The 15281-nt window shown below is 31.8% G+C and carries 16 protein-coding genes; 2 read left to right on the top strand and 14 right to left on the bottom strand.

Annotated elements, in window-relative coordinates; translation table 11 throughout:
* Nucleotides 1-248: 248 nt before the first annotated feature.
* The 5 genes from metX to N5D90_RS12170 all read right to left on the bottom strand — a co-directional run bounded on the left by metX (nt 249) and on the right by N5D90_RS12170 (nt 5798).
* Entirely contained in the window at nt 249-1256 is a 1008-nt protein-coding gene (gene metX, locus N5D90_RS12190) for a homoserine O-acetyltransferase (RefSeq protein WP_280062613.1), read from the bottom strand.
* Between the two features lie 30 nt (nt 1257-1286).
* Nucleotides 1287-2594 carry an O-acetylhomoserine aminocarboxypropyltransferase/cysteine synthase gene (locus N5D90_RS12185; RefSeq protein ID WP_280062611.1) on the bottom strand — a complete coding sequence of 436 codons (1308 nt, stop codon included), beginning with the start codon at nt 2592-2594 and terminating at the stop codon, nt 1287-1289.
* 448 nt (nt 2595-3042) lie between these two features.
* Nucleotides 3043-3336 (bottom strand): F0F1 ATP synthase subunit epsilon, encoded by a 294-nt coding sequence (locus tag N5D90_RS12180; RefSeq protein WP_038336143.1) that lies wholly within the window; start codon nt 3334-3336, stop codon nt 3043-3045.
* 85 nt (nt 3337-3421) lie between these two features.
* Nucleotides 3422-4930, bottom strand: coding sequence for a F0F1 ATP synthase subunit beta (gene atpD, locus N5D90_RS12175; RefSeq protein WP_280049780.1), 1509 nt, complete (start codon nt 4928-4930; stop codon nt 3422-3424).
* 145 nt (nt 4931-5075) lie between these two features.
* The gene (locus tag N5D90_RS12170; protein ID WP_280062610.1) at nt 5076-5798 is read right to left on the bottom strand and encodes a GLPGLI family protein; all 723 of its coding nucleotides are present in this window, start codon (nt 5796-5798) and stop codon (nt 5076-5078) included.
* Between the two features lie 170 nt (nt 5799-5968).
* On the opposite strand from N5D90_RS12170, the gene N5D90_RS12165 reads away from it, so the two are divergent.
* The gene (locus tag N5D90_RS12165) at nt 5969-6895 is read left to right on the top strand and encodes a bifunctional riboflavin kinase/FAD synthetase (RefSeq protein WP_052217857.1); all 927 of its coding nucleotides are present in this window, start codon (nt 5969-5971) and stop codon (nt 6893-6895) included.
* Nucleotides 6896-6938: 43 nt separating this feature from the next.
* Here the strand turns inward: N5D90_RS12165 and N5D90_RS12160 are convergent, their stop codons facing one another.
* From N5D90_RS12160 to N5D90_RS12135, 6 genes are all read right to left on the bottom strand, one after another.
* Nucleotides 6939-8537 (bottom strand): S8 family serine peptidase, encoded by a 1599-nt coding sequence (locus N5D90_RS12160; RefSeq protein ID WP_114998644.1) that lies wholly within the window; start codon nt 8535-8537, stop codon nt 6939-6941.
* A gap of 41 nt (nt 8538-8578) precedes the next feature.
* Nucleotides 8579-9604: a hypothetical protein gene (locus tag N5D90_RS12155; protein ID WP_280062608.1), complete on the bottom strand. Its 1026-nt coding sequence runs from the start codon at nt 9602-9604 to the stop codon at nt 8579-8581.
* Nucleotides 9601-10143 (bottom strand): RNA polymerase sigma factor, encoded by a 543-nt coding sequence (locus tag N5D90_RS12150; RefSeq protein ID WP_280062607.1) that lies wholly within the window; start codon nt 10141-10143, stop codon nt 9601-9603. Before N5D90_RS12150 ends, N5D90_RS12155 begins: the two co-directional genes overlap by 4 nt.
* Nucleotides 10144-10297: 154 nt before the next feature.
* Entirely contained in the window at nt 10298-11293 is a 996-nt protein-coding gene (locus N5D90_RS12145; RefSeq protein ID WP_038336152.1) for an aspartate-semialdehyde dehydrogenase, read from the bottom strand.
* A gap of 253 nt (nt 11294-11546) precedes the next feature.
* Entirely contained in the window at nt 11547-12515 is a 969-nt protein-coding gene (locus N5D90_RS12140) for a T9SS type A sorting domain-containing protein (RefSeq protein ID WP_280062606.1), read from the bottom strand.
* A gap of 150 nt (nt 12516-12665) precedes the next feature.
* Nucleotides 12666-13076 carry a BrxA/BrxB family bacilliredoxin gene (locus tag N5D90_RS12135; protein WP_038336154.1) on the bottom strand — a complete coding sequence of 137 codons (411 nt, stop codon included), beginning with the start codon at nt 13074-13076 and terminating at the stop codon, nt 12666-12668.
* Nucleotides 13077-13188: 112 nt separating this feature from the next.
* Here N5D90_RS12135 and rnpA point away from each other — a divergent pair, with 112 nt between their 5' ends.
* Nucleotides 13189-13569 carry a ribonuclease P protein component gene (gene rnpA / locus N5D90_RS12130; protein WP_280062605.1) on the top strand — a complete coding sequence of 127 codons (381 nt, stop codon included), beginning with the start codon at nt 13189-13191 and terminating at the stop codon, nt 13567-13569.
* A 44-nt stretch (nt 13570-13613) separates the two neighbouring features.
* On the opposite strand, the gene N5D90_RS12125 is transcribed toward rnpA, so the two are convergent.
* The 3 genes from N5D90_RS12125 to N5D90_RS12115 all read right to left on the bottom strand — a co-directional run bounded on the left by N5D90_RS12125 (nt 13614) and on the right by N5D90_RS12115 (nt 15279).
* Entirely contained in the window at nt 13614-13814 is a 201-nt protein-coding gene (locus tag N5D90_RS12125) for a hypothetical protein (RefSeq protein WP_125350576.1), read from the bottom strand.
* 14 nt (nt 13815-13828) lie between these two features.
* The gene (locus N5D90_RS12120; protein WP_038336159.1) at nt 13829-14443 is read right to left on the bottom strand and encodes a MarC family protein; all 615 of its coding nucleotides are present in this window, start codon (nt 14441-14443) and stop codon (nt 13829-13831) included.
* An 83-nt stretch (nt 14444-14526) separates the two neighbouring features.
* The gene (locus N5D90_RS12115) at nt 14527-15279 is read right to left on the bottom strand and encodes a LytTR family DNA-binding domain-containing protein (protein WP_280062602.1); all 753 of its coding nucleotides are present in this window, start codon (nt 15277-15279) and stop codon (nt 14527-14529) included.
* Nucleotides 15280-15281 lie beyond the last annotated feature (2 nt).

The following is a 15281-nucleotide window of genomic DNA, read 5'->3' as shown; positions in this document are numbered from 1 at the left end:
TGTTGGTATGATGGGAAATATTTTTTGTTTTTTTTTTGATGTGAGATGTGAAATAGGAGGTTCTAAAAGAGAAAAGCCCATTTTTAACGCACAAAATGATTAGACGTTTTGCTTTTCTTTTGTTCAAGAAAAGCAAAATGGATACTTTATGGTTATCGACTCGGGGAAAATTCTACGAAGTAGAATCTATTTATAAATAAAAAAAGCTCGAATAAATCGAGCATCATATAATTATTCATTTCATAATATTATACGAGATGTTCCAAAATTGTATTTAATTCTTGTAATTCGACCAAGAAACCATCGTGTCCAAAAATAGAATCTATTTCGATGAATTTTGCATTTGGAATATGATTCGCTATAAATTTTTGCTCACTTAGAGGAAATAAAATATCAGAAGAAATTCCAATCACTAAAGTGTTCGAAGAAATCTGAGACAAAGATTTCTCTAAAGATTCTCTATTTCGAGCCAGATTTTGTGAATCCATGGCTTTCGAAAGTGTCCAATAAGAATGAGCATTGAATCTGTTTGCTAATTTTTCACCTTGATATTTTTGATAAGAAGAAGCTTTGAAATCATTGTAAACAGAATCCTCGTCTTTTTGCTTCTGTTCATATATAATATAGGTACGATAAGACAACATCGCAATTGTACGCGCTGCAATCAATCCATTTCTTCCTCCATCCTCAGTTTTATCGTTAAAAGTTGCATCTGCTTCGATAGCTAAACGCTGCGATTCGTTGAACGCAATTCCCCAAGGAGAATGTATTGCATTTGTCGCCAACAAAACTAAATTGTCCACTTTAACTTGATCAAGTAACGTAAATTCTAACGCTTGTTGACCACCGAGTGAACCACCAATTAATAAATGAATAGTTGAAATTCCTAAATGATCTGCCAACAATTGATGCGCGTTTGCCATATCTTTTATTGTAATTGTAGGAAAATCTCGATAATAAGGCGAATTTGTTTCAGGATTTGTAGACAACGGATTTGTTGTTCCGTAATTAGAACCAATCACATTTGCACAAATAATAAAATGATCTTTTGGATTGAACAAATCATTTTCTCCAAAAAGACCAGCCCACCAATCGAAAACATCCGAGTTTGCCGTTAAAGCATGACAAACCCAGATGATATTATTTTTTTCGGGATTCAATGTTCCCGCTGTATGATAAGCAATGGTTAAATTTTCGAGAATTTGACCATTTTCTAATTGAAATGGCTTTGTATAATTATATTGATGAAAATTCACTGAATTAATTTATAGCTAAAAATACTTTGTTTACTTAATTTTATCAAAAGCTTGCTGAAGATCATTTTTGATATCATCAATATATTCGATTCCGACAGAAAGACGCAATAATCCTGGAAAAACTCCAGCAGATTTTTGTTCATCATCACTCAATTGTTGATGAGTTGTTGCGGAAGGATGAATAATTAATGATTTTGCATCGCCAACATTTGCCAAATGACTTATCAATTCTAAACTATCAATAAATTGATTCGCTTTGTCTGCATCACCTTTAATTTGGAATGATAAAACAGCTCCGAAACCATTTTTCAAATATTTTTTCGCCAAATGATGACTTGGAGAAGTGATTAATCCAGGATAATTCACTTTTTCTACTTGCGGATGAAGTTCTAACCAACGCGCAATTTCTAACGTATTATCCAAATGTTTCTGAACTCTTAACGACAACGTTTCTAAACCTTGTAACAATAAAAAAGAATTGAACGGTGAAATTGCGGGACCAAAATCGCGCAAACCTTCAACACGAGCACGAATAATAAACTGAATATTCCCAAAAGGTCCATTCACACCGAAAACATCAGAAAAAACTAAACCATGATAACCTTCTGATGGTTCAGAAAATTGTGGAAATTTACCATTACCCCAATCATAATTTCCGCCATCCACGACAACTCCACCGATCGAAGTTCCATGTCCACCGATCCATTTTGTTGCAGATTCAACGACAACATTTGCTCCATGTTCTAAAGGTTTGAAAATATAACCGCCCGCACCAAATGTGTTATCCACAATAAATGGAATATTATGTTTCTTCGCAATTGCAGCGATTGATTCAAAATCTGGAACATTAAAACTCGGATTTCCTATCGTTTCTGCATAAATCGCTTTTGTATTTTCATCAATTAATGATTCAATTTTAGCTGGATCTGCATCTTCAGCAAAGCGAACATCAACACCTAAACGTTTAAAACCAACTTTAAATTGATTATATGTTCCGCCATAAAGATTAGAAGCTGAAACAAAATTATCACCTGATTCTAAAATATTATTTAAAGCAATAAATTGTGCCGCTTGTCCCGATGAAACAGCTAATGCTGCAACACCTCCTTCGAGCGCAGCAATACGTTTTTCGAAAACGTCGGTTGTTGGATTCTGAATTCTTGTGTAAATGTTCCCAAATTCTTTCAAAGCAAATAAATTTGCTCCGTGTTCAGCATCATTAAATACATAAGAAGATGTTTGATAAATTGGAACAGCGCGAGAGCCTGTTGTTGGGTCTACTTCTTGACCTGCGTGTACTTGTAAAGTATCGAAATGTAATTGTTTTTCTGTTGACATAATAAAATTGTTTTGAATGTGACTACGATTAATAAATAGTAGGGTAGGTTAGTTAGCTGAAATTAGCAGCTGCACATTCGAATTTTACTATTGATACAATTATAGATGCTCTGAAGCAGGACGCCGTGTCCAAAAGAATGTTTTTTAGAATTGTACTTCATCTTTAAAAAAATTATTCATTTCTAACTACACTTTGTAGTTTTATATTAGATGTGAAATTAGAATAATTTTCTAAATAATAAAATTTAGATTTATTTTTTAGAAAATAAATCTATAAAATCAATTTATAAAGAATATTTATACCAAAAAGCTAAAAATATTTCTTTCGAAATCTATAAAAAGGATTTAAACAGAATAAAATTTGAAGTAAAATGGAGAATATTAGGTTAAAAACATAAAAAAGGAGATCAAAATTGATCTCCTTTTAAGTTTTATGATAAAAAAGTAATTAGTTTGCTAAAACGATTACTTTATTATTGTTCATTTCTATTGTTCCTCCTTTGATATCTAACAATAATGTAGATTCATTAGATGGAGAACTGTAAACTTTGCCAGATTGATTATCGAAATCTTCGAAAGTTTTTGTGTGAACTTTAATTTTGATTGTTCCTTCACCTAAAGTTGCAACGATAGGAGCGTGGTTATTTAATAACTGGAATTCACCATCTTTCCCTGGTAAAGTAACAGCATCTACTTCTGCATCGAAAACTACGAATTCTGGCGTAATAATTTGTAAGTGCATAATCCTATTGTTTTTAAAAAAAAGAGTACTTAGCAACTTTCAAAAAGAAAAGAAACGTAAGCACTCTTTGTATGGTTAAACTATATTATTTAGCTTCTGCTAACATTTTTTCTCCAGCTTCAATCGCTTCTTCGATTGTACCACGTAAGTTGAATGCAGCCTCAGGATATTGGTCAACTTCACCATCTAAGATCATGTTGAATCCTTTGATTGTATCTTTGATGTCTACTAAAACACCTGGGATACCTGTAAACTGTTCTGCAACGTGGAATGGTTGAGATAAGAAACGTTGGATACGACGTGCACGGTGTACAACTAATTTATCCTCTTCTGATAACTCTTCCATACCTAAAATCGCGATGATATCTTGTAAAGCATTGTAACGTTGTAAGATTTCTTTTACACGTTGTGCTGTTTCGTAATGTTCTTTACCAATAATTGTTGGTGATAAGATACGAGATGTAGAGTTCAATGGATCTACCGCTGGGTAAATACCTAATGAAGCAATTTTACGATCTAATACCGTTGTAGCATCTAAGTGCGCGAAAGTCGTAGCTGGCGCAGGGTCAGTTAAATCATCGGCAGGTACATATACTGCTTGTACAGATGTAATAGATCCGTTTTTAGTAGATGTAATACGCTCTTGCATAGCACCCATTTCAGTTGCTAATGTTGGCTGATAACCTACGGCTGATGGCATACGTCCTAATAAGGCAGAAACCTCAGAACCTGCTTGTGTAAAACGGAAGATATTATCTACGAAGAATAATACGTCACGTCCTTGACCTTGTCCATCTCCGTCACGGAAATATTCAGCTAATGTTAAACCTGTTAAAGCAACACGAGCACGTGCACCTGGAGGTTCATTCATTTGTCCGAAAACGAAAGCAGCTTTAGACTCTTTCATGTTTTCGCTATTTACTTTAGATAAATCCCAAGATCCACCTTCCATAGAGTGCATGAAATCTTCACCGTAATTAATTAATCCAGCTTCAATCATCTCACGCATTAAGTCATTACCTTCACGAGTACGCTCACCAACACCAGCGAATACAGATAAACCTCCGTGTCCTTTAGCGATGTTGTTCATCAACTCCTGAATTAATACTGTTTTACCTACTCCGGCACCACCAAATAAACCAATTTTACCACCTTTTACGTATGGCTCTACTAAGTCAATTACTTTAATACCTGTAAATAAAACTTCTGCAGATGTTGATAATTCTTCGAATTTTGGAGCTGGACGGTGAATAGGTAAACCGTTTTCTTTGTCTAAATTCCCTAAACCATCAATAGCATCTCCAACTACATTAAATACACGTCCTTTGATGTTTTCTCCGATAGGAACCATAATTGGTTTTCCTAAAGCGATAACTTCTTGACCTCTTTGTAAACCATCAGAACTATCCATTGCGATACAACGTACAGTATCTTCACCGATGTGTTGCTCGACTTCAAGAATTAATGTTTCTTTTCCTTGACGAGGAACCTCTAATGCATCATAAATATTTGGAAGGCCTTCTGCGTTATCAAAAATAACGTCAATTACAGGTCCAATAACCTGTGCAATCTTACCTTTCTTTTGATTTGCCATTATATGAAATGATTTAGTTTATTTTATTTGGGTGCAAAGGTAAGTTAAAAACATTGTATAATTTATATACTTTTTAAGATTTTTGTCATAATATTTTGATTAGTAATCAGAATATTATAAACAACGAACTTCTAAAACAAAAATATCAATCCTTATCAACTCCATTTCCGCCATACATTTCTTGTACTTTTTTCTGATAATCTTCATAAATCTTATCAAATTCTCCTCTCGAAATTGTTTTATCAGAAATATTATTGAAATAAGAATTAAATTCTTTATCATTATTTATAGTTTCGATATTCGTCATTTTAACAATTGATGTTGAACCAGTTTCATTTTTAGGTTTTATTGTAATTTCTAAAACTAAGCCTGGAAGTCCACCAAAATTGTTTGGTCCACATTTCGTTTTTATACTTTTGGCAAACCATACTTCATACGTATTTTTAGATTTTTCCATTGTTGCTTTTGTGGCAACAATTCCATTTATCGTTTTAGTATCTCTACTAAAAACCCAATTTTCGTCTAATTTTAAGGGAGATTTTACCTTATAATTTCTATTTTCAATATTAATATCTTCGTAAATATTTTTTTCTACAGGATTAATAATTGTATAATTTATGGTATAACTTCCAATCATTTCCATATTATTACTATTCAATTTTGGTCGTTCTTTACTCAAACACAAATTGTTTTCATTGACAAACAAATCGTATGTTTTTGGCGCTTCATATTGTTCAATTATATCAGGATAAGCTGCCAATCTCTTCTCTTCTTGCTCTGATAACAAGCTTTTCCCTTCATATTCAACTTTATAATTTTGAGCGAATAATGAAACAATTGGTAATAAAAAAAGTATAAATATCTTCATGATTGATTCTCTTGATGTTATGTCTATATTTAAATTTATAAAATCAATTTCATTAATCCTAATTTTATTTTACTTCTTACTATAACAATCAGAATATTACAATCAAAGGAAATTAAAAATAGATTTGAAGTTCGATTTGAAAGCCTTAATTTTGTGCAAAATCATTTTTAGTGAACGTTTATCAATCCTTAGAAGAAATCAAACCTATCAAACGTCCTGTCCTTACTTTGGGCATGTTTGATGGTGTGCACATTGGACATCAATCTATTCTGAAACAACTCAATACAATTGCAAAAGAAATTGATGGAGAAAGTGTTTTGATTACTTTTAATCCACATCCCAGAATGGTTTTACAGCCAAATTGTGATCTTAAATTTTTGAACACTTTAGAGGAAAAAGAAAATGTTTTACGTCAATTTGGGTTAGAACATTTGATTATTCAAGCGTTTACAAAAGATTTTTCACAAGTAACTTCTGTAGAATTTGTCAAAAATTTATTGGTTGATAAAATCAATATTGATACGTTAGTCATTGGTTACGATCATCATTTCGGGAAAAATAGAGAAGGAAATTTCGAGCAATTACAAGTTCTTTCGAAAGAATATGGTTTCAATTTGATTCAATTGCAAGCTGTCGAAGAAAATGATGTGGCGGTGAGTTCTACAAAAATTAGAAATGCACTTATCGAAGGAAATATCGCATATGCGAACAAAGCGTTAAACTATCATTATCCACTTTCTGGAGAAGTTGTTCATGGTGATAAAATTGGGCGTACACTTGGTTTTCCTACCGCTAATTTACAAGTTGATCCTAATAAATTGATTCCAAAAGATGGTGTTTATGCGGTTGATGTTTTTGTAGATAATCAAAAATATTTAGGTTTATTAAGTATCGGATTTAGAGAAACGGTTACCAATTCTCGCGAACATCGAGTAGAAGTGAATATATTGGATTTTGATCGAGAAATTTATGGAGAAACAATTCGCCTTGAATTTTTAGGTCATTTGCGAGATGAAAAGAAATTTGATTCTTTAGATGATTTAATCACCGCGATGAATCAAGACAAAGAAAATGCAATAAAACATTATTCAAAATAAAATTTCCGAAGTCAAAAATTAATCATTTGACTTCGGAAATAATTTACTTCTTAACAACTTTCTCTACTAAAGCATTTCCTTTAGAATCTGTAATATGAATTAAATAAACTCCAGATTGTAATTGATTTGTTGAAATAGAATTTCGATTATTCATCGAAATGATCTTTTGTCCAATCAAATTATATAATTCTATTTTTGCGATTTCTTCTTTAGATTTTATATGAATAACATCTTGGAAAGGATTCGGATATATCTTTATTGATTTTAAGTTCTCTACTTCATTTGTTTTCAATAAATCTTGAGATGCCTTATAATAATTTGGTACGCCATAACCTAATTGATTTGAAGGAAAGGAAAAAAGATGAGCAGATTCTTGAATTTTATCTTTTAAAATATCATGTTTAATTTTAGGAAATTGTTGAATCATTAATGCTACAGCTCCTGCTGAAACTGGTGATGCAAATGAAGTTCCATTCGAATAAGTTAAACTTCCATCAGGCAAATAAACTACAATATTTTGTCCTAAAGCTGATACATTTGGTTTAATTTCCCCTAATGCGTTTGGTCCAAAAGACGAAAATGCTGCGGGATTTTTGTATATATCATTTGCTCCAATTGAAAACACATTTTTAACATCTGCAGGTGCTGAAATCATTTTCCAAGGATCATTTCCTTCATTACCAGCTGCTACCACAACAAAAATTCCTTTATTAGCAGCTATTTCAGCTCCTTTAGAAATTAATGTCGTTTTTCCGTCCATATTATCAAATGTATAATCGTATCTCGCATCATCAAAAGCATAATATCCCAAAGAGGTATTTATTACATCAGCACCTACACTATCTGCTCTTTCTGCAGCTTGAACCCAATACATCAACTCTTTTGGAGTTTCTGAAGTATTGTCTTCTGATCGATATAACGAATATGTAGCTTTTGGTGCAGTTCCTACATATTTTCCATCAACTTCTGCTGTCATTGTAGATAAAACCATTGTTCCATGATTATCTGCATCATATACATTTTCTTTTTTATCTACAAAATCATAGGTGTCAAGAATTCTATTCTCTTTACGCAATATATCAAATGCTGAAATTTTATCAACTCTAGGAAAGCCAGCATCAATAACTGCTATCAAAACTCCTTGTCCTAAAATATTATTATTGTGAAGTGGTTTTAAATTAATTTGGTCAATAAAATCATTAGCATAACCATAATTAAACTCTTCTGAATTATGTATTAGATCTTTCCATTTTGACAAATTTTTATTTGATGATTTAGGAACTGAATTACGAACCAAAGATTCTGCAGTTTCAACAAAACTTAATGCTTTTAATTTACTCAAAATAGTTTCATCAGAAATCTCTACCATCATAGTATTCAACCATTTCGAATGCCCAATATAATTTAATGATAATTTTTTAAGTTCATTAATTCTATACTCAGATATAGGAACATCTTCCTCAGTGATCGAGATTTTATACTTTTCTCTTCTATCTAATGATCGTTGAGAAAGTATCTGCAAAGGGTTTGATAAAAAATTTGATGTATTTTCCTTTGGTTTTAATTTGACCAAGTATAAATCTTGAGCCAAAGAAAAAGTAAAGCCAAGTAATATTAAAGTTAGAGATAAAAATTTTTTCATAAATGTTAATTCGTTCAATACGACTAAATTAACATTTTATTTTACTTTGATTGATAATAAGTAAAAATTTCTTTCTTATTCTTTTCCAAAACTCCTAAAAGCGTCGCATCAACTTTTGGTTCGTTAGTCGTTAAAACAATTTTATCATTTATTTTTTCGAATGTAATGACAAGATTATTCGTTGTACTTTCAAACGAAATTTTATCTTTCGATTTCTTTTGTAATTTGAAATTGGTACGTAAAATATCTGATTTTACTGTAAATTTTAATGGTTTATAAACAATCGCTGATTTGTCAATTACAGATTTTTTTGGCGAAACTTCCATCATCGAAGCTGTTTCTAATGATGTATTCGCAGCACGTTCTTCTGCAACAACCGTCATTTTCATCACATCAGAAGTGTCTTTTAATTTAGAAGCACCTCTAATTACAACACCTGAAGCTTTCCCTGCTAATTTATCCGAAATAACTGAATCTTTTATATAGCCCAAATTTTGACTATTTGCTTTAGCATATTGACCTTCTTTTTCTATGGAATCTAAAACCTTAGAACGAACTTCCATTGCTTGCGGTGCTGATAAATTAACTGGAGCATTTGGAGCGGACGCATTAGATAATTGAGGAAAATATCCTTCGTCAGCAATTGCGTCAGCAGAATGTCCTTCAATTACTTTATAAACAGGCTCTTTTGTAACTTCATCATTCTTTACTATTTCTAGAGGTTTTTCCAAATCTTTATCTTTCGATTCCAAAACCACTATTTCTTCTTGTTCAGCAGGTGATTGCTCAATAACTGGGACATTTGTTTTGACAATTTCAAGTGAATTTTCTCTATTTTCAGTATTAATATTCTCGATAAAAAGTACAAAGTAAGGAATCGCAATCAACGCGAAAACAGCAGCAGAAAACCATACACTCGAAACAAATTCACGAATAGGTTTCTTTTTCTTTTCCTCCTTCTGCAAACCAGATTCAATACGTTTCCACACCAAATCTCTCGGTTTTTCGCCGACAGTTTCGTTACTTCTTGATCGAAATAAATCTTCTATTGGATCGTTTGTGTTCACGATAAATTTGATTTTATATTTTCATTCTTACTTAACATTTCCTTCAATTTCGTCTTCGCTAAATTAAGTTGCGATTTCGATGTTCCTTCTGTAATGCCCAAACTTTCGGCAATTTCTTTGTGCTTATATCCCTCAATAACGTAGAGGGTAAACACGAGACGACAGCCTTCGGGCAGATAATCGAGGAGTTTCATCACATCATCTTCTTCTATTTGTTGCGAAGCTTCTTGATTAGATGAAATAGAAGAGGAGTAATCGTCAACATTGAGATGAAAAATTTTATTTTTCCGCAACTCCATCAAACATTCATTAATCATAATTCTTCGCATCCATCCTTCAAAACCTCCTTCGAACGAATAATTTTCAAGATTCTGAAAAATCTTCAAAAATCCTTTTACCAACGCATCTTCCGCTTGTTGTATATCGGTAAAATAACGTTTACAAACCGCAAAAAATCGCGCATCATATTTTTCGTAAAGCAGCCGCTGTGCTTTCGAATCATTGCTGATACAAGCTTTTATGAGTTGTTTTTCGTCCAAAATACTTTTTCTTTCTTACTGTTTAGATGCGAAAATTACGCTTATGGTTGCTTTGATAGCGTAAAATATTTGTTAAAGTTCTGAAAACTTATTCATTAAACATAAAAAAAGTCGCTACAAGAGCGACTTTATATTGGTTATTTAATCGAATTTTTTATCCAACTAAATTATGTTTTACTAGATATTCTGCAATTTGAACCGCATTTGTAGCAGCTCCTTTACGTAAATTATCCGCAACAATCCAACAGTTTAATGCATTTGGTTGAGATAAATCACGACGGATACGACCTACAAAAACATCGTCTTTCCCTTCTGAATAGAATGCCATTGGATAAGTATTTGTATCAGGATTATCTTGTACAGTTACACCTTCCTGTTCAGCTAATAATTTGCGAACTTCTGCTAAATCAAAATCATTCTCAAATTCAATATTCACAGACTCCGAATGTCCTCCTTGCACAGGAACACGAACCGCAGTAGCAGTGATATTCATTTCGTCAACACGCATAATTTTGCGTGGCTCACGTGTTAATTTTAATTCTTCTTTTGTATAACCTGTTTCTTCATCAAACACATCACAATGAGGTAATGCATTTTTGAAAATTTGATATGGATAAACTTTCGCAACATCGCGTCCTTCAATTTCTCCATTCAATTGTTCCACAGCATCTTTACCTGTTCCCGTAACTGATTGATAAGTAGAAACAACTACACGTTTAATTCCGTATTTTTTGTGTAAAGGATTAAGAACCATTACCAACTGAATTGTAGAACAGTTAGGATTTGCGATAATTTTATCATTTGTTGTTAAAATATCTGCATTGATTTCTGGTACAATCAACGGACGATCTGGATCCATTCTCCAAGCCGATGAATTGTCAATTACAGTTGTTCCAACTTCTGCAAACTTAGGCGCCCACTGTTTGGAAGTTTCTCCACCTGCTGAAAAGATTGCGATATCAGCTCGCATTTCTACAGCATCCTGCATTGATACAATTTTGTATTCTTTTCCTTTGTACTCAATAGTTTTTCCTATTGATCTTTCTGATGCTACTGGTATAATTTCAGTGATTGGAAAATTTCTTTCTTCCAAAACTTGGAGCATAACTCTGCCGACCATTCCGGTAGCGCCTACGACTGCTATTCTCATTTGTTTATTAAATAATGTATTAAAAAATTTCGAATTGCTAATTTACTGATTATTTCGATACATTTTTCTCTATTTCATAGGTTTAGCAATCTATTTGATATGATATATTTTATGTTATGATGTTAATTCAGGTTTTTGAACTTTTCCTCGAATTAAAATTTATAAAACTCTTTTTTATAAGAATTTTGAACACAAAAAAAGTGGAACAAATTGCTCCACTTTTCTATAATTGTATAAAAATATTTTTCAAAAATTATTTTTTGATGATTTTTTGAGTAAATGTTTTACCTGAAGTATCTTGAACTTTAACTAAATAAGTTCCTTTTGGTAAAGAAGAAATATTAATTGATTTTTTATCCATATTAGTTGAAACTACTCTTCCAGTTAAATCAACAATTTGAATAGATTTTACATTAATACTTTCTAATGTTTTTACATTTACTACATCAGATGTAGGATTTGGATAAATAGAAACAACGTTATCTGCTAAAACTTGAGAAACACCTAAATTATCTTCTCCTTCAAGAGCAAATGCCGTTCCAAAATTACCCCAAGGTGTTGTTAAAATATCATCTAAGTCTGTCCATTCAGTATAACCTCCACCAAATAGATCTCCTAAATCTATTAATTGTGCTTTTCCGCTATATTTTTGATCAGTTGCTTTAAACCACGCCCATCTATTAGATCCATTAGCATCACTAGTTTCAGGTAGAATAGATATCCAATATCTTTTTCCTGCATCTAAATTAATTGTTTTTCCTGCTGCTGCTAAATCTAATACAATATCAACATAAGATCCAGATTTCACATAAGTTACACCTGTAGATCCTTTTGCCATTTTAATTGTCATTAAAGGGTTGTCTGGTGTTTGTTTAGGAGAACCTGCATTATCTTCATAAATGTAAACAAGCAAATTACTTGTAATAGTAGTAATATTAGTTGCATTTGTACTAAATCCATAACCAGTAATTTTAGTGATTTTTGAGTTTTTAGCAATCTCAAAATCATCAGCAACAACAATCGCTTCTCCAAAGTTTGTTAAATAAGCAACCCCGTATCCATTTTGTCCATTTGCTGTTTGTTTAAATAATTCAGCTGCTGCTTTATTATCTGGCATAGCTACTCCATTTTCTAAAACAGCTTGGTCAGTTAATTGAACTTTCTGAGCAAAAGTCGCAGTTGATAAAGCTGCAATTGATAAAAGTGTAAAAATTTTCTTCATAATAATTAATTTTAAGTGTTATTTATTTTTTAATTCACAAATAAAACTAAACAATTACATTAAGAATACAAAATTTTAAACAATAAAAATAAAAAATCCATAATCGCAAGGATTATGGATTAAATAAATATTAATATGATTTATATCTTATTAAGCAAACTCGTTGTAAGCAGCTTTTAAGTTTTCTGCGATAGCTGCTGCAGAGTGTCCTTCGATATGATGACGCTCTAACATATGTACTAATTCACCATCTTTGAATAAAGCAACTGCTGGAGAACTTGGTGGAAACGGAGCAAAAAACTCACGAGCTTTTGCTACAGCATCTTTATCAAATCCTGCGAAAACCGTTGTTAAATGTGTAGGAACTTTATCATTATCTAATGACATTACAACTCCTGGTCTTGCAGCACCTGCGGCACAACCACAAACACTATTTACCATTACCAAAGTTGTTCCTTCTTGTTTGATTGCTGCTTCTACTTGTTCTGGAGTAGTTAAATCTTCAAAACCATTAGAAGTCAACTGAGCCTTCATCGGCATTACTATTTCTGCTGGATACATATTGTCCTTTTTTTGTTTTTAATAAAAATAAATTATTTTCAAAGTTACATAATTCTAAAACTTTTTAGAATACTTACTTTTGCAGTTACAAATTTACGTAGAATTTAGCAATATGAAATTGACTTTTGGTAAGAATGAGAAACTTAAAAGCAGAAAAGCATTCGATGAATTGTTTTCTGATGGAAAAACATTTGTTTCTCATCCGATTAGATTTGTCTACAAAATCAAGCCGAAAGCGGATTACAATATAAGGGTAGGAGTGAGCGTTGGGAAGAAAAAATTCAAACACGCGGTTGATCGAAATTTATTGAAACGTCGTGCTAAAGAAGCTTACAGATTGAATAAATTGTTGCTTGAACCTAATGAAAACTATTCGATTGATTTAGTAATGATTTATACTTCGACAAAACATCAACCTTTTGAAGTGATTGAACAATCTGTCAAAACTTTATTAGAAAAATTAAACGAAGCGATACAAACAAAAAAAGATTAATCCGAGGATTAATCTTTTTCATTTATTATAAGTTGTAAAACTGTTTATTTCTTAAGATTTGCTTGCAATCTGAAAAAACTAAAGTATACAGATACTAAAATTAATCCACAAACTGATGCTCCAATTCCTAAAACGCTACGAAAGTTTTCTTCAGCCATAAAACCAGCTTTATAATCCATCTCATATAGGTTGTAACCTAAACCTATCAACAAAACGATTGTCGCGATATAAATATATGTTTTCATTAGATAATGAATTTTTAAATTTTAATTTCATTCATAAACAATGCACCGATATTTGACGTAAATAATTTGATTGCGATTGACAATAAAATTACTCCAAATACTTTTTTCAGCACCGATAAAACTCCAGGTCCCATCCATTTTTCGAGTTTTCCTGCGAATTTCAGCACCAAATATACGATTAACATATTTAATATAATCGCAATCACAATGTTAATATCTGCAAACTGCGAACGAAGCGAAAGTACAGTTGTCAACGATCCTGCACCTGCAACTAACGGAAACGCAATAGGAACGATGGATGCAGAGTTAGATTCGACTCCTTTTTGGATTTCAATTCCCAAAATCATTTCAATAGCGATGATAAAAATCACAAAAGCTCCAGCAACGGCAAACGACTGAACATCTACACCAACTAATTTCAAAATTTTAGTTCCAAAAAACAAAAAAGAAATCATCAAAATACCTGCTGCAATCGAGGCTTTTTCGGACTGAATATGTCCAACTTTGCTTCGAATTCCTACAATAATTGGAATACTTCCTAAAATATCAATAACAGCAAAAAGCACAGCGAAAGTTGTTCCGATTTGGTTGAAAGAGAATTTCTGAAAAAATGATGTTATATTTTCCATTCGTATTTAGTGATAATTAATTGGTTGATGCAAAAATAGAAGTTTTTATGAACAATTTTTCATAAAAAAGCAAGAAATCAATCTTAATCCAACCAATTCTTAAAATCGGTCACTTTTTCGCGACTCACAATCATATCTTGTTCGTTATAAGTATTTAAAATTATTTTTAACCTTGAATTAGAATACATTGTAATTTCTTTAATCGAATCGATTTGAATAATTTGACTGCGATTAATTCTGAAAAATTTTTTCGGATCGATTTGTTCTTCTACTTTATCTAATGAAAAATCTACCAAATAATTTCGATTTTCTTTTGTATGAATATATGTTGCTTTGTTTTCACTAAAAAAACATTCGATATTCTCTGTTTCTATAATTTTGATTGATGTTCCGATTTTGATCGAAAAACGTTCTTTAAATTTTTCTGTTTGATTATTCGAAAAAAGATTTTTTAATTCATTTAGATTGAAACTTGAAGATTTTTGCTGAAATTGTTTTTCAAATTTCTCGATTGCGAACTTCAGTTCCTCTTCATCAACAGGTTTCAACAAATAATCAACCGAATTTAATTTAAACGCTTTCAACACATATTCGTCATAAGCTGTCGTAAAAATAATGGCTGACGAAACATCAACTTGATTAAAAATCTCAAACGATAAACCATCTGATAACTGAATATCCAGAAAAACTAAATCAGGATTTGGATTCGTTTTCAACCACGCTACACTTTCTTCTACAGAATGCAACATTTCGTGTATTTGATAACCAAATTTTTCTAAACGTCGCTTCAACAAACGCGCCGCAGGTTTTTCGTCTTCTATAATTAGTATTTTCATAG

Origin of the sequence: Empedobacter sp. GD03797, from assembly GCF_029842105.1 — a bacterium.
Taxonomy (GTDB): Bacteria; Bacteroidota; Bacteroidia; order Flavobacteriales; family Weeksellaceae; genus Empedobacter; species Empedobacter falsenii_C.
This window is presented reverse-complemented; position numbering and strand designations above follow the sequence as displayed.